The sequence below is a fragment of the Cobetia sp. MM1IDA2H-1 genome (assembly GCF_002916775.2).
GTDB lineage: Bacteria > Pseudomonadota > Gammaproteobacteria > Pseudomonadales > Halomonadaceae > Cobetia > Cobetia marina.
Window position 1 is genome coordinate 1,162,898 of record NZ_CM133225.1, and the last position, 18,149, is coordinate 1,181,046.

General features: G+C 63.1%; 15 protein-coding genes. 14 read left to right on the plus strand and 1 reads right to left on the minus strand.

The genetic code is table 11. The features are described 5' to 3' along the window. Position 1: 1 nt before the first annotated feature. The 14 genes from leuD to BOH68_RS05060 all read left to right on the plus strand — a co-directional run bounded on the left by leuD (position 2) and on the right by BOH68_RS05060 (position 17,244). The gene (gene leuD / locus BOH68_RS04995; RefSeq protein WP_077372384.1) at positions 2-655 is read left to right on the plus strand and encodes a 3-isopropylmalate dehydratase small subunit; all 654 of its coding nucleotides are present in this window, start codon (positions 2-4) and stop codon (positions 653-655) included. Between the two features lie 142 nt (positions 656-797). Then, a complete protein-coding gene (gene leuB / locus BOH68_RS05000; protein WP_077372387.1) occupies positions 798-1,880 on the plus strand; it encodes a 3-isopropylmalate dehydrogenase in 1,083 nt (360 codons plus the stop codon). 220 nt (positions 1,881-2,100) lie between these two features. Further along, complete coding sequence (gene asd / locus BOH68_RS05005; RefSeq protein ID WP_077372390.1) at positions 2,101-3,222, plus strand: aspartate-semialdehyde dehydrogenase; 1,122 nt, start codon at positions 2,101-2,103, stop codon at positions 3,220-3,222. A 591-nt stretch (positions 3,223-3,813) separates the two neighbouring features. Continuing rightward, positions 3,814-6,579 carry a type IV pilus assembly protein FimV gene (locus BOH68_RS05010; protein ID WP_077372392.1) on the plus strand — a complete coding sequence of 922 codons (2,766 nt, stop codon included), beginning with the start codon at positions 3,814-3,816 and terminating at the stop codon, positions 6,577-6,579. Next, positions 6,579-7,637 carry a tRNA pseudouridine(38-40) synthase TruA gene (truA, locus tag BOH68_RS05015; RefSeq protein ID WP_077372395.1) on the plus strand — a complete coding sequence of 353 codons (1,059 nt, stop codon included), beginning with the start codon at positions 6,579-6,581 and terminating at the stop codon, positions 7,635-7,637. Before BOH68_RS05010 ends, truA begins: the two co-directional genes overlap by 1 nt. 22 nt (positions 7,638-7,659) lie before the next feature. Continuing rightward, complete coding sequence (locus BOH68_RS05020; RefSeq protein ID WP_103751383.1) at positions 7,660-8,292, plus strand: phosphoribosylanthranilate isomerase; 633 nt, start codon at positions 7,660-7,662, stop codon at positions 8,290-8,292. A 344-nt stretch (positions 8,293-8,636) separates the two neighbouring features. Beyond that, positions 8,637-9,668, plus strand: coding sequence for an acetyl-CoA carboxylase, carboxyltransferase subunit beta (accD, locus tag BOH68_RS05025; protein ID WP_077372401.1), 1,032 nt, complete (start codon positions 8,637-8,639; stop codon positions 9,666-9,668). Continuing rightward, complete coding sequence (locus BOH68_RS05030) at positions 9,661-11,106, plus strand: bifunctional folylpolyglutamate synthase/dihydrofolate synthase (protein ID WP_077372404.1); 1,446 nt, start codon at positions 9,661-9,663, stop codon at positions 11,104-11,106. Before accD ends, BOH68_RS05030 begins: the two co-directional genes overlap by 8 nt. A gap of 51 nt (positions 11,107-11,157) precedes the next feature. Beyond that, entirely contained in the window at positions 11,158-11,850 is a 693-nt protein-coding gene (locus BOH68_RS05035) for an SPOR domain-containing protein (RefSeq protein ID WP_077372407.1), read from the plus strand. Further along, positions 11,847-12,524, plus strand: a complete 678-nt coding sequence (locus tag BOH68_RS05040; RefSeq protein ID WP_077372410.1) for a CvpA family protein — start codon at positions 11,847-11,849, stop codon at positions 12,522-12,524. The genes BOH68_RS05035 and BOH68_RS05040 overlap by 4 nt, the downstream gene beginning before the upstream one ends. 245 nt (positions 12,525-12,769) lie before the next feature. After that, positions 12,770-14,284 carry an amidophosphoribosyltransferase gene (purF, locus tag BOH68_RS05045; RefSeq protein WP_077372413.1) on the plus strand — a complete coding sequence of 505 codons (1,515 nt, stop codon included), beginning with the start codon at positions 12,770-12,772 and terminating at the stop codon, positions 14,282-14,284. A gap of 232 nt (positions 14,285-14,516) precedes the next feature. After that, on the plus strand, positions 14,517-15,734 hold the full coding sequence (locus BOH68_RS05050; RefSeq protein ID WP_077372415.1) for an O-succinylhomoserine sulfhydrylase: 1,218 nt from the start codon (positions 14,517-14,519) through the stop codon (positions 15,732-15,734). A 290-nt stretch (positions 15,735-16,024) separates the two neighbouring features. Then, positions 16,025-16,567, plus strand: a complete 543-nt coding sequence (locus BOH68_RS05055; protein ID WP_077372418.1) for a cytochrome b — start codon at positions 16,025-16,027, stop codon at positions 16,565-16,567. Positions 16,568-16,626: 59 nt separating this feature from the next. After that, positions 16,627-17,244 carry a YceI family protein gene (locus tag BOH68_RS05060; RefSeq protein ID WP_077372421.1) on the plus strand — a complete coding sequence of 206 codons (618 nt, stop codon included), beginning with the start codon at positions 16,627-16,629 and terminating at the stop codon, positions 17,242-17,244. Positions 17,245-17,364: 120 nt separating this feature from the next. On the opposite strand, the gene BOH68_RS05065 is transcribed toward BOH68_RS05060, so the two are convergent. Next, positions 17,365-17,982 (minus strand): LysE family translocator, encoded by a 618-nt coding sequence (locus tag BOH68_RS05065; RefSeq protein WP_077372424.1) that lies wholly within the window; start codon positions 17,980-17,982, stop codon positions 17,365-17,367. Positions 17,983-18,149 lie beyond the last annotated feature (167 nt).

Here is an 18,149-nt window from a genome sequence, read left to right on the forward strand (position 1 = left end):
CATGGAAAAGTTCATTCGCCAGCAGGGCCTCGTGGCACCGCTCGATCGCGCCAACGTCGATACCGACCTGATCATCCCGAAGCAGTTTCTGAAATCGATCAAGCGTACCGGCTTCGGCCCGAATCTCTTCGATGAGCTGCGTTATCTCGATGAGGGCTATATCGGACAGGACATCAGCAAGCGTCCGCTGAATCCGGACTTCGTGCTCAACCAGCCGCGTTATTCAGGCGCAAGCGTGCTGCTGGCACGTCGCAACTTCGGCTGTGGTTCCTCGCGCGAACACGCGCCCTGGGCACTGACCGACTTCGGCTTCCGCGTGGTCATCGCGCCGAGCTTCGCCGATATCTTCTACAACAACTCGTTCAAGAACGGCCTGTTGTTGATCACCCTCGACGAGGGCACGGTGGATCGCCTGTTCAAGGAAGCCGAGGCGGTGGAAGGGTATCGTCTGGATATCGATCTCGAGGCACAGGCCGTCATCACGCCGTCCGGTGAGTCGATCCCCTTCGAGGTGGACAGCTTCCGCAAGCATTGCCTCATGGAAGGCCTGGATGACATCGGTCTGACCCTCAAGGATCAGGACGCCATCGACAGCTTCGAGACGCGTCATCGCGCCGAGCGTCCTTGGCTGTTCCGCGATGGCAAGACGGCCTGATCTGTCCAGCGTCACGCCAGTCAGCGCCGCAGTCGCAACACATTCGTCATGGCTCGCCGTCCAGAGTGGCAGCGAGCCCAGTCTCAGCACCGGCGGTGAACCGTCGGTCTTGCCGGATGTTCTCCGGCCCAAGGAGTTCCAGATGAGCCGCAATATCCTGATTCTGCCCGGTGATGGCATTGGCCCGGAAATCACGGCCGAAGCCGTGAAGATCCTTGAAGCCGCACGCAGCGAAGGGCTGGACATCACGCTGAGCGAAGGCAAGGTCGGTGGTGCAGGGTATGACGCGGCGGGCCATCCGCTGCCGAAGGACACGCTGGACGCCGCCAAGGCGGCAGACGCCATCCTGCTCGGCGCGGTCGGTGGCCCGCAGTGGGACAAGCTGGAAGATATCTCCCTGCGTCCGGAACGCGGCCTGCTGGGGCTGCGCAAGGAGCTTGAACTCTTCGCCAACCTGCGCCCGGCAATTCTCTACCCGCAGCTGGCCGAGGCCTCCAGCCTCAAGCCGGAAGTGGTGTCCGGTCTGGACATCATGATCGTGCGTGAGCTGACCGGTGGCATCTACTTCGGCCAGCCACGTGGCATCGAGACGCGCGACGGACAGCAGGTCGGCTACAACACCTACGTCTATTCCGAGTCCGAGATCGAGCGTATCGGCCGTACCGCCTTCGAGATGGCCCAGAAGCGCAACAAGAAGCTGTGCAGCGTCGACAAGGCCAACGTGCTGGAAGTCACCATGCTGTGGCGTGACGTGATGGAGCGCATCTCCGTCGACTATCCGGATGTCGAGCTGTCGCACATGTACGTCGACAACGCCGCCATGCAGCTGGTGCGCGCACCGAAGCAGTTCGACGTGATGGTCACCGGCAACATGTTCGGCGACATTCTGTCGGATGAGGCCGCGATGTTGACCGGTTCCATCGGCATGCTGCCGTCCGCCTCGCTGAATGCCAGCGGCCAGGGCATGTATGAGCCGTGCCACGGCAGCGCGCCGGACATCGCGGGTCAGGGCATCGCCAACCCGCTGGCCACCATCCTGTCGGTGGCGATGATGCTGCGCTACTCGCTGAATGAAGCGGCGTGGGCCGAGCGTATCGAGAAGGCCGTCGGTGTGGTGCTGGATGAAGGGCTGCGTACCGCCGATATCGCCTACGCCGGCACTCGCAAGGTCTCCACCTCTGAGATGGGCGATGCCGTGCTGGCCGCCTTCAAGGCCCAGGCGTAAGGCAAGACCCGCGTGAACGCCGCTCGTGAGTGGCGTTCACGCGAGATGATCATGAGGAAGCCTGGCGTGCGTCGCTGGGCTTTCGTGTCAGGACCTGCGGCTGGAGCGTTGGGCAAGGCTCGCCTCGTGTGAGTTGCCTGTGCTCGCTGCGGGTCATTCCTGTGCCGGGAGCTTCGGTGTCTTCCGTGTTCCCGGCCGTGCATGAACAAGGAGAACAAGCATGTTGAAAGTCGGATTTGTCGGTTGGCGTGGCATGGTCGGTTCCGTGCTGATGCAACGCATGCGTGATGACAACGATTTCGCCGGTATCGAGCCGGTATTCTTCTCCACCTCCCAGGTCGGTCAGGCCGGCCCGGACGTGGGTACGCCGGTGCCGGCGCTCAAGGATGCCAATGACATCAATGAGCTGAAGGCGCTGGACGTCATCGTCACCTGTCAGGGCGGCGACTACACCAAGCAGGTGTTCGGCCCGCTGCGTGAAGCCGGCTGGAAGGGCGACTGGATCGATGCGGCCTCCACCCTGCGCATGGAAAAGGATGCCGTGCTGGTGCTGGACCCGGTCAACCGTCACGTGATTGATGAGAAGATCGGCGCCGGCGCCAACACCTTCGTCGGCGGCAACTGCACCGTCAGCCTGATGCTGATGGGCCTGGGTGGCCTGTTCGAGGCCGGCATGGTCGAGTGGATGACCTCCATGAGCTACCAGGCGGCTTCCGGCAGCGGTGCGCGCCACATGCGTGAGCTGCTGACCCAGATGGGCCAGCTCAATGGCAGCGTGGCCTCGGAGCTTGCCGACCCGGCCAGCGCGATTCTGGATATCGACCGCAAGGTGACCGCCACCATGCGCGGCAATGATTTCGCGACCCAGCAGTTCGGTGCGCCGCTGGCCGGCTCGCTGCTGCCGTGGATCGATTCCCCGATGGAATCCGGTCAGACCCGCGAGGAGTGGAAGGCCGGTGTCGAGGCCAACAAGATTCTCGACAGCCAAGGCAACCCGATCATGATCGATGGGCTGTGCGTGCGGATCGGTGCGATGCGCTCCCACTCCCAGGCCTTCACCGTCAAGCTCAAGCAGGACGTGCCACTGGACGAGATCGAAGACCGCCTGGCCAAGCACAACGACTGGGTCAAGGTCGTCGCCAACACCAAGGAAGACAGCCTCAAGCACCTGACGCCGGCTGCCGCGACTGGCACCCTGACCGTTCCGGTCGGCCGTCTGCGCAAGCTGGCGATGGGTGGTGAATACCTGTCTGCCTTCAGCGTGGGTGACCAGCTGCTGTGGGGGGCCGCGGAGCCGCTCAAGCGCATGCTGACCATTCTGCGGGAACATCGCGCTGCCTGATCATCACGATGGCTGGCCCTCGCGGTTGAGTGCCATGGCGTGATGCAAGACGTCGCCCCCGACTCCTCGGAGCCGGGGGCGACTTTTTTGCGCTCGAAAATTCTGCAATCGAAAATCCTGCAATCGAATATCCATGCACTCGAACGTCCCTGGCGAATGTCCTGGCGGACCATGTCCGGGTTCCCGGTCATGTCCCGAATGCCCAATGAAGGGTGATTGCGATGGTCGGTCGTGCCGATGATCGGCAGTGCCATGGGCATCAGATGACCGGCATGTCATTCCAATGACTGACCGGCTTCATTCCGGCTTGCGCATTTTTTGCGAATTTGGCTGGCGATGTTGATGCATGATGGCATCTCGTATGCATATTTGAGTATCGTGTCAGCCGGATGAGGTGGAGCTGGTCACTCCTGTCATCCGGGGAGCAGGTGGGCTATCAGAGGGGACGACGCCCGCTAGCGTTGAAATTTTTCTGGCTGAGTCGCGCCTTGCCTGAATCATGAGGCGGACTCTCTGGTATCTTATATGTAAGAATACGTAACATAATGCGCCGGCCGGACACTGAATCGGTCGCATACGAAGGGACACTCAATGGGACGCAAGCTTCCTCTCGCACTGGCGATCTCTTTCGCCATCTATAGTGCTCAGGCCTTGGCGGTCGGCATGGAATCGCCGCGATTGCGCTCGAATCTGAATCAACCGCTGGATGCCCGCATCGGCCTGACAGATACCTCCGGGCTTGATAGCAGCCTGATCAAGGCGAACGTCTCCGATGCCGCCGCCTTTGCGCGTGCCGGTGTGGACCGCAGCTATGTCAGTGATGACGTCAAGGTGGCCATCAAGCAGCAGGGCAGCCGCTATTATCTTCAGCTGACCACCAACGGGGCGGTACGTGAGCCCTATGTGGATCTGCTGCTGGACGTCGAGTGGCCCAATGGCAAGCTGCAGCGTCAGGTCACGCTGCTGTTCGATCCGGCGGGCTATTCCAGTCAGCCGGCACTGGTGACGCCTTCTGGTGCGCGCTCACGTCCGTTGGCCGACACGGGGTCGACACCCTCGCGTTCCGTGGTCTTCCGTGACAGTGGTCAGTCGTCCTCGGCAAGCGCTGCGCCCGCGGCGGGCGAAACGCCGTCAAGCATCAAGGTACGCAGTGGCGATTCCCTGTGGACCATCGCACGACGCGTGCGTCCGGATGCCGGGGTCAGCATCCGTCAGGCCATGCTGGCGATTCAGGAAGCCAATCCCAGTGCCTTCCCGGGCGGCAACATCAACAAGCTGAGGGCGGGGGTGGTCCTGAGCGTTCCCGATCGCGCCACCATGCTGGGCCGCTCGCGCACGGCGGCCGATCGCGAAGTGCGTGAGCAATATCAGCAGTGGGTCGCGGGGGCGCAAGGCAAGACCATTCCTGCTCCGGCCAGCAAGAAGACGACGTCCGCGTCTCCGAAGGATACCGCCACGGCCAGTGAGACGCTCGCTGCAGCGCCCGCTCCCAGCGGCCCCGCCAGTGCGGGTGCTGACGGCAAGCCGCGCCTGACGCTGATCGATGAAGAGGCCACGCCGGCGAGCAAGGCGGCCGCCAGTACGCAGATTTCCGCGGGTAGCCAGCAGGCCATCGATGAGCTGTCGGATCGCCTCGAATCGCTGGAAGACCAGTTGCTGACCAACCAGCAGCGTCTGGATCAACTGGAGCAGGAGCGTGACGACCTGCGCAGTGAAGTCGCTTCATTGCGCAGTGAAGTCGGTGAACTGCGTGCTTCCCTGGCCGAGCGTACCGAGCAGCTGGAAACGGCCAAGGTATTGCTGGCCAAGCAGAACCGTCTGCTGGTCAACAGCGGCATCACTCCCTTGACGCTACCCGAGAGTCTGGTCGCTGCCGGGGTGGATCTGGGCCAGCCGCGTGATGGTGAAGGCAATCTCGTGTTGCCCAGCCAGCCCTGGCCGCAGGCGACGTGGAAGTGGGTACAGGACAATCTGATGATGGTGGGCGGCGCGGCGGGAGCATTGCTGCTGTTGCTGTTGCTGTTGCTGCGTCGTCGCTCGGGGCCGAAGGATGACTCCAGCATGAGCTTCGCGGATGCCGTGCGTCACAACGACCAGGACCTGCAGGACCCGTCACGGGGTGCCTTTGGTGCTGCAGCGGGTACCGCTGACAGACAGGTCCCGGAAGAGGCGTCTGCAGTGGCAAGTCGTGGCTCTCACACTCTTGAGCCTCTGGCCCAGCCTGAGGCCGCTGCCATCAGCGAGGCGGATATCTTCATCGCCTATGGACGCTTCGATCAGGCGCAAGCCCTGCTGGAAGCCGGTCTTGCAGACGATGAGAGTCGTCAGGACCTGCGTCTCAAGCTGATGGGTGTGCATGGAGAGCTTGGCAATCTCGAGGCGCTGAATCACGAAAGCGAGAAGGTATTGGCGGCGGGCAATGCAGAAGAGCGTGAAGAGGCTCAGGCGCTGCTCAACCGTTATGCCGGAATGGGTAGCCCCATGCGTGCCGCCATGGGTGGCGCGGTGGCCGCAAGCAACGTGACGCATCTCTCCGGTGTCGTCAGTCAATATGCCCAGTCCCTACGTGTGCCATCCTCGGCCAGCGCAGCCTCTGAAAGGCTGGCGGCAGGTGGCGCGAACCTGCAGGACGATGAGCGCGAGCCGGAAGGTGACGTGTCTGACTCTTCAGGCGAAGGGCAGGACAGTGGCTCGTTCGAGGATGACTTGCACGCTGATGCCGCCGTCACGAATGACACTCCGGCAGACGTGGGAGTCGCATTCGAGCCCGGCCTCAAGGGCAAGAGTCCCGAGCACGGAAAGGCGGCACCCGATACCAGTTTCTTCAGTGACAACGTGATCGATTACCAGGCGCCGGAACTGACGCTTGATGACGGTGTGGAGCCTGCGGCAGTGGCAAGTGCCGAGAAGGCGGACGAGGCGCTCAAGGGTGAGGCGGTCGAATTTACCTCCGCCTCCATCGATGAGGAAGGCGAGTCTGCGAAATCCAGTGCACCTTCAGGCGACGAGGTGGCGCCTGCAAGCGCCTTTGCAGCAGCCGACGAGTTGCCGTCGCTGGATAGCATGACGCTGGAAGAGGTGGATGTCCCTCGTCGTGATATCTCGCAATTCGAGGTGGAGGAAGTGGCGTTCGAGTCCGGGGATCAGGATAATGCCTATCCCTCTGTCGGCATGGCAGGGGCAGGGGCTGGCGCCCAGGACAGCGTGGCTTTCCAGCAGCTCGAGGAAGCCCGCCAGTTGCTGGTGGATGGTGAGGATGATCAAGCGGCAGCGCTGCTTGAGCCGCTCGCCTCCGCCAGTGACGGGATGATCCGTGAAGAGGCGCTGGCGTTGATGGAGCGCTTTGGTCTGACCTGATGCCCTTTTTTACACCGCTTGATGATAATGAAAGACGCCCGGGGCGCATCGCTCTGGGCGTCGAGTATGATGGCAGCCGCTATTGCGGTTGGCAGCGCCTCAGCCACGCACCTTCCGTGCAGGAAACGCTTGAAAAGGCGCTTTCCAAGGTGGCTTCCACTCCCATCACCGTCCACTGCAGCGGGCGCACCGATTCAGGTGTGCACGCCGTGCGTCAGGTCGTGCACTTCGATACCCCCGTGGGCCGCAGCCGCAAGGCATGGCGCATGGGCGGCAACGTCAATCTTCCCCCGGATATCGGTATCCATTGGGCGGTCCCCGTTCCCGATGACTTCCATGCCCGATTCAGCGCCATCGCGCGTCGTTATCGCTACATGATCATCAATCAGCCTTTTCGGCCGGTGATGGAGCGTCACAACGCCACCTGGTGTCGTGAACCCCTGAATGTCGCCGACATGCAGGCGGCGGCCGCCCATCTGGTAGGGGAGCTGGACTTCTCGGCCTTCCGTGCGGCAGGTTGTCAGTCGCGCTCGCCACGACGCCACGTGCATTTCATCGAGGTGAGTCGTCACGGCCAGCTGGTCATGATCGACATCCAGGCGAATGCCTTCCTGCACCACATGGTGCGCAATATCGCCGGTACCTTGATGGCCATCGGGCGTGGCGAGAAGCCTGTCGAGTGGATCGTCGAGCTGATGCGCGGGGGAGATCGCACGCGCTCGAGTGCCACGGCAGCAGCCACGGGACTTCACTTCGTCGACGTCATCTATCCGCCGCGCTATGAGCTGCCCAGGGAGCCGCTCGGGCCTGGTCTGGTGGCCCATCTCGGGGAGTGGACGGGAGAGCGCCCCTTGCCGGATTGCCCGATGGTACGCTCACGCCTGGCCCGTGCCGAAGCCGAGGGTGCCGAAGAGGCTCGGGCGGCAGGCAAGCTCAGTGAAAAGGAAGCCATTCGGCTGGCAAGCGTTGCCCGTGAGGCCGAGCGTCTCAGTCGGGAACATGAACAAGCGATTCCTGCCGCAGGATCGCCTGTCGCACAGAATGATTCCTCACGTTGAACGGAGTGATCCCATGACCGAGATGAGCGCTCGAGCGAGCCAGCGTACCCGAATCAAGATCTGCGGATTGACACGTGAACAGGATATCGCCGGCGCCGTGGCGGCAGGTGCCGATGCGCTGGGATTCGTGCTGTGGGCGGGCAGCAAGCGGGCGGTGGACGTTGCTCGCCTGGCGGAGCTTTCGCGCCTGGTGCCGGCATTCGTGATGCGTGTCGGATTGTTCGTCGATGCCAGTGAGGCCGAAGTGGCCGCCGCTGCCCCGCATCTCGATCTGCTGCAATTCCATGGCAACGAAACGCCCGAGCAGTGCCGCGCCGCTGGCCGCCCCTATATCAAGGCGTTGCGCATGCGTGACGGGATCGACCTGGCGGCAGAGGCAGAACGCTTCCATGACGCACGCGGTCTGCTGCTGGATGCCTATCGTCCCGGTGTCCCCGGTGGCACGGGCGAGACCTTTGACTGGTCGCGCATCCCTCGAGAATTGCCCCTGCCGGTGATCCTGGCGGGTGGGCTCGAGGCCGGCAACGTGACGGAGGCGGTCAGGCAGGTAGCGCCCCACGCGGTCGATGTCTCGGGAGGGGTAGAGTCTGCCCCTGGCGAGAAGTCATGGGAGCGCCTCCAGGCGTTCTGTCAGGCAGTACGAGCCGCCGACTGACTCCACTGATGCCCTGCGCGGCATGCCGCAAGGCCTGCGCGGGACAGGCGCAACACTGGACTCCACAAGGCAATTGGCATCTCGCACTACCCGCAAGGGGGGCGAAGCCGCTACAATGTTTGCCAGAATCTGGAAAAGGGGCCGTACGACCAATGGGTTGCACGGTCTTTTCCTTTGGCGCCACTGACTTCCTCCAGCGTCCCGAGACAAGGGGGCGAAGAGGGTGTCAGTCGTTGCCCGCCACGTCCTTGCCTCCTGGAGAGGTGGGCGTGTGCCAACTCGCATGGCCGCCGACAGTCGTCGAGCGGTGCCCAGAACAGCAGCAAAACGGAAGCCTCCCCACCATGAGCTGGCTTGACAAGATTGTGCCGTCAATGAGCCGTATCCAACGCAAGGATCGGCGCACCTCCATTCCTGATGGCCTGTGGCGTAAATGCCCCAAGTGCGAAGCAGTCCTGTACCTTCCGGAGCTGACCAAGCACGACAACGTCTGCCCGAAGTGTGACCACCATCTGCGTCTCACTGCGCGTGCCCGTCTGTCCTGGTTCCTCGACAGCGAGGGTCGCGAGGAGATCGCGGCAGATCTGGAGCCGGTCGATCGCCTCAAGTTCCGCGATTCCAAGAAGTACAAGGATCGCCTGAGCGCCGCCCAGAAGCAGACGTCCGAGAAGGATGCGCTGGTCGCCATGCGCGGCACGCTTTCCGGACAGCCTGTCGTGGCCGTTGCCTTCGAATTCAGCTTCATGGGCGGCTCCATGGGGGCCATCGTCGGTGAGAAGTTCGTGCGTGCCGCCGAACTCGCGCTGGCGGAAGAAGTGCCGCTGGTATGCTTCGCGGCCTCCGGTGGCGCGCGCATGCAGGAAGCACTGTTCTCTCTGATGCAGATGGCCAAGACCTCCGCTGCGCTCGAGAAGCTCAAGCAGGCAGGCGTACCGTACATCAGCGTGCTGACGGATCCGGTCTTCGGTGGCGTATCGGCATCGCTTGCCATGCTGGGCGACCTGAACGTTGCCGAGCCGAATGCCCTGATCGGCTTCGCTGGCCCGCGTGTCATCGAGCAGACCGTGCGCGAGAAGCTGCCGGAAGGCTTCCAGCGTTCAGAGTTCCTGCTCGAGCATGGCGCGGTCGACATGATCATCCATCGTCGCGACATGCGTGAGCGTCTGTCCAGCATCCTGCTCAAGCTGCAGGGTCTGCCGGTCAAGGCTGACGTGCAGGCACCGGTGGTAGATGCCACGGAAGTCGTTGTCGAAGGTGAGGCTGTCGAGGCTGCACCGAGCGAGCCGCAGCCTGCAGAGCCGCGCTCCGCGGTTGACAGCGTGCTTGACGAGACATTCTCCGCCGACAAGCCGCAAGGCGATCGTCGCGATGGCTGAGCAGGCCAATGCGCCGGGCCACTGCAGCACCCGAGAGGTGCTGCAGTCCCGTGAGCGGCCTCCGCTGAGCGTTGCTGCCCTGCATGAGGCCGTGCCACGCGAGCTGTCACTGCAAGACTGGCTTTCGCGTCTGGAGCGCCAGCATCCCGTCAGCATCGACATGGGGCTCGCCCGCGTGCAATGCATGGCTGAGCGTCTGGGGCTTGTCGGCCCCGGGGCTCGTCGCATTGGCGAGCGGGTCATCACCGTGGCCGGTACCAACGGCAAGGGCTCCACGGTCGCCATGCTCGAGGCGCTCGGGCGTGCGCATGGTCTGACGACCGCGACTTACACCTCTCCGCACCTGCTGCATTACAACGAGCGCGTGACCCTCGATGGGCAGCACGCCAGTGATGCCGAGCTGATCACTGCCTTCGAGCAGGTGGATTCGGCGCGTCATTCGGATGTGGGAGATGGGCAGGGCGTGATCAGCCTGACCTACTTCGAGGCCGGCACGCTCGCTGGCCTGTGGTTGATCGCTCAGCGACAGCCACGGTTGGCGATTCTGGAGGTCGGTCTCGGCGGGCGTCTGGATGCCGTCAACATCATCGACTGCGATGTGGCGATGATCACCACCGTGGCACAGGATCATGCTGCCTTCCTGGGCACGGACCTCGAGAACATCGGCTTCGAGAAGGCGGGTATCCTGCGTGCAGGGCGCCCGGCCATCTTCGGCTCCGATCACTTGCCGAGCAGCTGTGCCGAGCACGCCCGCTCGCTGGGTGTGACGCCTCAGGTGCTGTGGCAGGACTTTGTCTGGCAGGACGCCTGCGAGCAGGACCTCGCCTCCCCGGCAAGGTCGTCAGCGGATGGGCTCTGGCACTGGCAGCGATTGAGCGACCCCGTCATGACCCTCGAGGCACTTCCGGACCCCGGTCTGCCACGCGACAACGCGGCCAGTGCGCTGAATGCGCTCGTCGCAGCCGGTGTGGCGCTTGAGGTGTCATGCGTGCGCCATGCCATGGCCAATGTCCAGCTCAAGGGGCGCATGCAATGGGTCCAGCGTCATGGGCGTGACTGGTGTCTGGATGTGGGGCACAACCCGCATGCGGCAGGTTATCTGGCCAGTCGTCTGGCGGCGCGTGAGCGTTCCGCTCGACCGCGTCTGGTGCTGCTGGCCATGCTGGGAGACAAGGACGCGCGAGGCGTGATCGAGGCGCTGTCGCCCGTGGTGGATGGCTTCGTCGTGGCGACACTGGGCGGCGAGCGTGCTCGCCAGGCCAGTGAGCTGGCTGCCGTGGTGCGTGCCTGCCAGGGGACCGTGCTGGCGGAATGCGATTCGGTCGCTGAGGCGGCGAATTGGCTGGTGGAGCATGCCACCGCGGGGGAGGTGCTGGTCTGCGGCTCCTTCTTCACGGTCGGCGAAGCGCTGGCATGGCTTGACGACGAGGATGCCTGAGGTGAAGCAGGACCGCGGTCATTGGAATCCGGGTGCAAGGGAGATGGCACGATGAAATATGGCAAGCGAGAACGGATCAGCGGCGCAGTCATCCTGTTGGCCCTGGGCGTGATCTTCATCCCGATGTTGTTTGATGAGCCGCCGGCCCGTGATGAGCGTCCCAGTCCGGTGATGACATTGGGCAAACCGGTGGATATCGACCGTTCGACGGTGGATGCACCGCAGCCCCCCAGCGAGCTGAAGATTGGTACCGATGTCCCCATCACCTTCGTGGATGGCAATGGCAAGGTGCGTGACAGTGATCCCGGACCCGGCATCGAAAACGCCTCCGAGTCGCGAGCTCGCGTGGCGGAGGCGCAGCAGCTGTCGCCGACCAGATCCGTGTCCAGCAGCGAGCCGAAGGCTGCGCCGACACCGCAGCCCAAGCCGGCCCCGACGCCCAAGCCAGAGCCCAAACCGGCGCCTGAGCCCAAGCCTGCCGTTACCGCCAGCGCGCCATCTTCTTCCGCCGGTGGCTGGGCGGTGCAGGTCGGCAGCTTCGGCAAGCCGGCCAACGCCGAGCGACTCCAGAAGGACCTGCAGAGCAAGGGATTCGCGGCCTATCGCGTCGCGCGGGATGGCAATCTGACCGTGGTATTCGTCGGTCCCTACAAATCTTCCGAGATTGGTGAGTCCGCGCGCTCTCGCCTTCAGGAGCAGGTCAATATCAAGGGCCTTCTGGTACGCCGGAAGGAGGGTGAGTGAACGCGCTGGTCTGGATCGATTGGTTGTGTCTGGGGCTGCTGATCATCTCCGTGTTGCTGGGGTTGATGCGTGGTCTGCTCAGCGAGGCGCTGGGACTGGCAGGCTGGCTGGTGGCCTTGGTGGCGGCACGCCAGTTCGGGGCGGAAGCCGGGGCCCTGCTCGACGAGGTGATCCTGTCTCCGGGCATTCGCACCGCGGTCGGCTTCGTGCTGGTGGTACTGGGCACGGTGCTGGTCTGGGGATTGATGCTGCGTCTGCTCGAACGCCTGGTCCAGGCGGTCGGCATGGGGGGCTTCAATCGCCTGCTGGGGGGTGTCTTCGGCGCGCTTCGGGCGGCGGTGATCCTGGTACTGGTGACGGCTGTCGTCGGCCTGACACCTCTGCGTGACAGTGCGGACTGGCAGGCGGCGCAGCTGCGCCCGACGCTGGAGCAGCTGCGCGACTGGTCGCTGGCACGCTACCGTGAGTGGGACACGGGAGGGGATTGGCAGTTGCCGCAGGACGGGACGGCTCCATCCTCACAGACTGCCGGTTTCCAGCAGCAGGCGAGTGGCATGCTCGAGCGTGCCCGCCACGAAGGACGCACGCTGAGTGAAGGCGTCAGTCAGCAGGTCGCCGAGCAGTTCATGCGTCAGCAGCATCAGCAGCGTGATGGTGACACCGCAGCACCTTGAGACGACAAAAGCGCCGGGCATTCTTGCTCGGCGCTTTTGTTTTGTCTGCTCGACCCTCCGAGCAGGTCAGCGCGTCGAGGTGCAGCAAGCATCGTGGTATCGATTGACCCATCGGTCAGGTGTTGCCTGTGGTGTGGGCAGGCCTGACAATTGCGGCATGTGAGCACTCATATTGCCATGTGGAGGCGCGCTGATGATGGCTGGCGCCTCCCTCTCCTAGTGTGTATCAGTGAGGTAATGACGGGATGTGCGGGATTGTAGGTTTGATGGCCAACGCCTCGGTAAACCAGGCGCTGTATGACGCGCTGACCGTATTGCAGCATCGTGGGCAGGATGCCGCGGGGATGATGACCTGGCACGAGGGTCGTTTCCTGCTGCGCAAGAGCAATGGCCTGGTGCGTGATGTCTTCCGCACTCGTCACATGCAGCGACTCAAGGGCAACATGGGCATCGGCCATGTTCGCTATCCGACCGCTGGCTCTTCCAGCGAGGCGGAATCGCAGCCGTTCTACGTCAATTCGCCCTACGGCATCACCCTGGCGCACAACGGCAACCTGACCAACTCCGAGCAGCTCAAGCAGGAGCTCTTCTCCTCCGACCTGCGTCACATCAACACCAGCTCCGATTCCGAAGTGCTGCTCAATGTCTTCGCTCACGAGCTGGGCAAGCAGGGCATGCGTCTGGGCGCGGGTGATGTCTTTGATGCGGTACGTCGTGTGCACCGTCGCTGCAAGGGTGGCTATGCCGCCGTATCGATCATCAACGGCACCGGCCTGGTCGCCTTCCGTGATCCGCACGGGATTCGTCCGGCGTGCTTCGGCAAGCGCGAGGCTGCTGAAGGTACCGAGTACATGATCGCTTCCGAATCCGTGGCGCTGGACGTCGCCGGTTTCGAGCTGATCCGTGACCTGGCACCGGGGGAAGCCGTCTTCATCGACATGGAGCGTCAGCTTCATACCCTGCAGTGCGCTGATGACCCGGTACTCAAGCCGTGCATCTTCGAGCACGTCTATCTGGCGCGTCCGGACTCCCTGCTGGACGGTGCCTATGTCTACGGTACCCGCATGCGCATGGGGGAGAAGCTGGCCGACAAGATCGTGCGGGAATGGCCGGAGCAGGACATCGATGTCGTCATCCCGATTCCGGATACCTCGCGCACGTCCGCTCTCGAGCTGGCTCAGCATCTGGGAGTGACTTACCGCGAAGGCTTCATGAAGAACCGTTACATCGGCCGTACCTTCATCATGCCGGGGCAGACGCTGCGCAAGAAGTCCGTGCGTCAGAAGCTCAACGCCATCGATATCGAGTTTGCCGGCAAGAACGTGCTGCTGGTGGATGATTCCATCGTGCGTGGCACCACCTGCAACGAGATCATCCAGATGGCCCGTGAGGCGGGCGCGAAGAATGTCTACTTCGCCTCGGCGGCGCCAGCGGTTCGCTATCCCAATGTGTACGGTATCGACATGCCGGCCGCGGAAGAGCTGATCGCCCATGGTCGTACCGAGAGGGAAATCGCGGATCTGATCGGCGCGGATCGTCTGTTCTATCAGGATCTCGATGACCTGAAGGACGCCTGTCGCGAGGTCAATCCTGCCCTCGACGAGTTCGACTGCTCCGTGTTCGATGGAATCTACGTGACCGGCGATATCGATGAGGCCTACCTCAACGACCTGCAGGCTTCACGCAACGATGGAGCCAAGAACGCAGGCGAGACCCACGCGGTCGTGGATCTGCACAACGATTCCGAAGACATCGACTGACCCCTTGGCCTGTCTCGCGTGACAGGTCATGGCAGGGTGAGTGATTCGCAACGGGCTCCGGAGAAATCCGGGGCCCGTTGCGCGTTCAAAACCGGTAACATTAACCGACAGCTTTCTGCTCTGTTTCCCGGCTCATGAAAGAAGCGCCCGCGGCGCGTAACCTGACAATCCCGTGAGCCACGTCATCCGGGACAGAGATCAGCGGATTCCATCAGTAGAGGTACTGGACACCATGCACGACGACAATCTTTCCCGCGCCGACCTTTCCCGCGATGAGCTGGGACTGGAGACGCTCGCCATCCGCGCCGGTCACTTGCGTGGCGGTGAGCAGGAGCACGGCGAGCCCATCTACACCACGTCCAGCTTCGTCTATGGCAGTGCGGCCGAGGCGGCAGCCAAGTTCGGTGGTGACGAAGCCGGCAACATCTACTCGCGCTTCACCAACCCGACGGTGCGCTTCTTCGAGGAGCGACTGGCGGCAATGGAGGGCGGTGAGCGCTGCGTGGCCACCAGCTCCGGCATGGCCGCGATCATGTCCACCGTGCTGGCCCTGCTGGAAGCCGGGGATGAGATCGTCGCCTCGCGTTCCATCTTCGGCTCCAGTGTGAGCCTGTTCACCAAGTACTTCGGCAAGCTGGGCATCACCACGCGCTTCGTCGAACTGGGGGATCTCGAGGCCTGGCGCGCGGCCATCACACCGTCCACCAAGCTGCTGTTCGCCGAGACGCCGTCCAACCCGTTGTCCGAGATCGGTGACATCAAGGCGCTGGCAGCGCTGGCACATGAACATGATGCATGGCTTGCCATCGACAACTGCTTCTGTACCCCGGCATTGCAGCGTCCGCTGACCCTGGGCGCGGATATCGTCATTCACTCCGCCACCAAGTATCTGGATGGGCAGGGGCGGACTCTGGGCGGGGCAGTGGTCGGCAGCAGCGCGTTGATGGAAGAGGTCTTCGGCGTGGTGCGGACGTGCGGGCCCTGCCTGAGTCCCTTCAATGCCTGGGTCTTCCTCAAGGGACTGGAGACGCTCAACATTCGCATGGAGGCCCACTGTGCACGTGCGCTGGAGCTGGCGCACTGGCTGGAAGCGCATCCTGCGGTCGAGCGCGTCCACTATTCAGGCCTCGAGAGTCATCCGCAGCATGCGCTCGCCAAGGCTCAGCAGAAGGCCTTCGGTGCCGTGCTGGGGGTGGTCATCAAGGGAGGTCGTGAAGGGGCCTGGTCGGTCATCGATGCCACGCGCATCCTGTCGATCACCGGCAACCTCGGTGATGTGAAGACCACTATCACGCATCCTGCCACCACCACGCATGGTCGCTTGAGCGATGAGCAGAAAGCGGCCGCCGGTATCGTGGACGGCATGGTGCGCATCGCGGTGGGTCTGGAAGATCTCGATGACATCAAGCGTGATCTGGCGCTTGGGTTGGATCGCCTGGCGTCTGCATGAGTCGACCAGCACTGTCGTGAGAGAACGCCCGGCCATGCCGGGCGTTTCTGCATCTGCTCGGCCATGACGGTGGCCGGTGTCTCGGGAAGAGAGCGCTCAGCGCCGGCATGGCTGGCGCGGCATGATGAGAAAGGGGTGGGACTATCGCTTGGCGCGTGGCAGGCCAGTGGGTAAGCTGGCAGCCATGGGAAGGCATCATCACGATACGGTGTCGTATCGCGGTTGAGAGCGTCGATCACGGCAGGTGGGCTCACGCTCGGCGCGTTGGATGACAGGACAGGGAGACAAGCATGTGGCGCAATAGTCGTCGGGGGTGGGGCTGGCCCGTCATCGTGATGCACTGGCTGTCGGCGCTGGCCATCATCGGGCTCTTCGCCCTCGGGTGGTGGATGACATCACTCGGCTATTATGATCGCTGGTATCAGCTGGGTCCCTGGTGGCATCGCTCCGTGGGCGTGGTGCTGTTCGTGATCACGTTGCTGCGCCTTGTCTGGCGAGCCATGCAGCCGACGCCACAGGCGCATGGCTCCCGCATCGAGCAGCGGGCGGCGCGCATCGGGCATGCCTTGCTGTATGCATTGCTGTTGCTGGTGATGATCTCGGGGTATCTGATCTCGACGGCGGATGGACGAGCCATCAGCGTATTCGGGCTGTTTGACGTGCCTGCCTTGCTCAGCGGGATGAAGGATCAGGCGACGTTGGCAGGAGACGTTCACTGGTACGCGGCCTGGGCGCTTGTCATCCTGTCGCTTGGTCACGCCGCTGCCGCCTTCAAGCATCATCTGATGGAGGGCCAGGACACGTTGCGACGTATGCTCTGGCCGCTGCGCTGAAAGGAATTGCCGGCCACCACGGCGGCACCATGCATGACGAATCCTCAAGGAGCTAGGACATGAACGACACATCCCTGACACCCAAGGCCTTCTCGCTGGGCAAGACGTTCGCTGGCGGCCTTCTGGCAGCGGCACTCCCCTTGATGGCGGGCCAGGCTCAGGCCTCGGACTATGTCATTGACACCAAGGGCCAGCACGCCTTCATCCAGTTCAAGATCAGCCATCTCGGCTACTCCTACGTCCTAGGTGAGTTCAAGGACTTCACGGGGACCTTCCGCTATGACGAGGGTCAGCCCGAGGCGTCAAGCGTCAAGGTCGAAGTCGATGTCGACAGCCTGGACAGCGCCCACGCCGAGCGCGACAAGCACATCAAGTCTGCTGATTTCCTGGATGCTTCCGAGTACCCGACGGCGTCTTTCGTCTCCACCGGGTTCACCTCTTCCGGTGATGGTGCCGGCAAGCTGACGGGGGATCTGACACTGCATGGCGAGACGCAGCCGATCACCATCGATGTCGATCACATCGGCGGTGGCGAAGACCCCTGGGGCGGCTATCGTCAGGGCTTCGAGGGCACCACCACGCTCAAGCTCGCCGACTATGGCATCGACACCTCCAAGCTTGGGCCAGCGGCCGCGACGGTCGACATGTACCTGGTGGTGGAAGGTATCCGTCAGTAACGGTGCCATCCGTTGCATGACCTGAGCGAATTGCCTCAGTGATCGAAGAGAACGCCCCTGTCATGTGATTGACAGGGGCGTTCTCGTATCGGCGGCCAGACTGGCGCAGGAGGCCGGTGCTCAACCACGCAGTGCGAGGTAGCTGCCGGCACCGATCATCAGGCTTGCAGCGCTGCGGTTGAGGCGTCTGACGGCTCGCGTCGAGCGCAGATGGCGACGAATGCGGCCTGCGGCGTAACCGACAGGGACGACCCCGATCAGCAAGGCACTGAGATTGAGAGCGGCCGCGATCACGATATCGCCACCACTCAGGCGGGTGATGTCCATGAAGGTCGGCAGAAAGGCGATGTAGAACAGGATGACCTTGGGGTTGGAGGCCGAGATCAGGAAGCCTTGCAGGAAGCCACGCCACCAGCTTCCGCGCATGTCGGGAATTTCCGTGTCTTCCAGGCTGGGTCGGCAGGTCCAGAGCTTGTACCCCAGGTAGATCAGATAGGCGGCCCCCAGCAGGCGGATGACCAGAAAGAGCTCGCTCCAATGGGTCGCCAGTGCCGAGAGACCGAAGACGGCCGCCAGCATGTAGCAGACGTCACTGAGGCTCATGCCGACGGCCATCGGGACACAGGCATTGCCTCCCTGGCTCATGCCACGCGCCATCAGGGCGAGGATTCCGGGGCCGGGAGTGATCCCGAAGAGGAAGATGGCAAGGAAGAAGGTCAGTCCTGATTCAAGCGTCATGAGGATTTCCTGTCGTGGAAGGCGCATCGTGGGCAACGCCTCTGTCATGAGTCGAGTATATCGCCTGTACATGGCGCGCGGACAATGAAACCGATGCGCTTGGCATGCAGGCGGAAGCCGTTGGCGGGGCTGTTGCAGGAGGGGGTCGGTCGCGATCAGGCTGAGGC

Coding starts and splice junctions, on each gene's coding strand:
- BOH68_RS05010 (WP_077372392.1), top strand. CDS start 3,814: ATGGGACGCAAGCTTCCTCTCGCACTGGCGATCTCTTTCGCCATCTAT.
- BOH68_RS05030 (WP_077372404.1), top strand. CDS start 9,661: ATGGCTGAGCAGGCCAATGCGCCGGGCCACTGCAGCACCCGAGAGGTG.
- BOH68_RS05020 (WP_103751383.1), top strand. CDS start 7,660: ATGAGCGCTCGAGCGAGCCAGCGTACCCGAATCAAGATCTGCGGATTG.
- leuD (WP_077372384.1), top strand. CDS start 2: ATGGAAAAGTTCATTCGCCAGCAGGGCCTCGTGGCACCGCTCGATCGC.
- purF (WP_077372413.1), top strand. CDS start 12,770: ATGTGCGGGATTGTAGGTTTGATGGCCAACGCCTCGGTAAACCAGGCG.
- BOH68_RS05035 (WP_077372407.1), top strand. CDS start 11,158: ATGAAATATGGCAAGCGAGAACGGATCAGCGGCGCAGTCATCCTGTTG.
- accD (WP_077372401.1), top strand. CDS start 8,637: ATGAGCTGGCTTGACAAGATTGTGCCGTCAATGAGCCGTATCCAACGC.
- BOH68_RS05065 (WP_077372424.1), bottom strand. CDS start 17,982: ATGACGCTTGAATCAGGACTGACCTTCTTCCTTGCCATCTTCCTCTTC.
- asd (WP_077372390.1), top strand. CDS start 2,101: ATGTTGAAAGTCGGATTTGTCGGTTGGCGTGGCATGGTCGGTTCCGTG.
- truA (WP_077372395.1), top strand. CDS start 6,579: ATGCCCTTTTTTACACCGCTTGATGATAATGAAAGACGCCCGGGGCGC.
- leuB (WP_077372387.1), top strand. CDS start 798: ATGAGCCGCAATATCCTGATTCTGCCCGGTGATGGCATTGGCCCGGAA.
- BOH68_RS05060 (WP_077372421.1), top strand. CDS start 16,627: ATGAACGACACATCCCTGACACCCAAGGCCTTCTCGCTGGGCAAGACG.
- BOH68_RS05050 (WP_077372415.1), top strand. CDS start 14,517: ATGCACGACGACAATCTTTCCCGCGCCGACCTTTCCCGCGATGAGCTG.
- BOH68_RS05055 (WP_077372418.1), top strand. CDS start 16,025: ATGTGGCGCAATAGTCGTCGGGGGTGGGGCTGGCCCGTCATCGTGATG.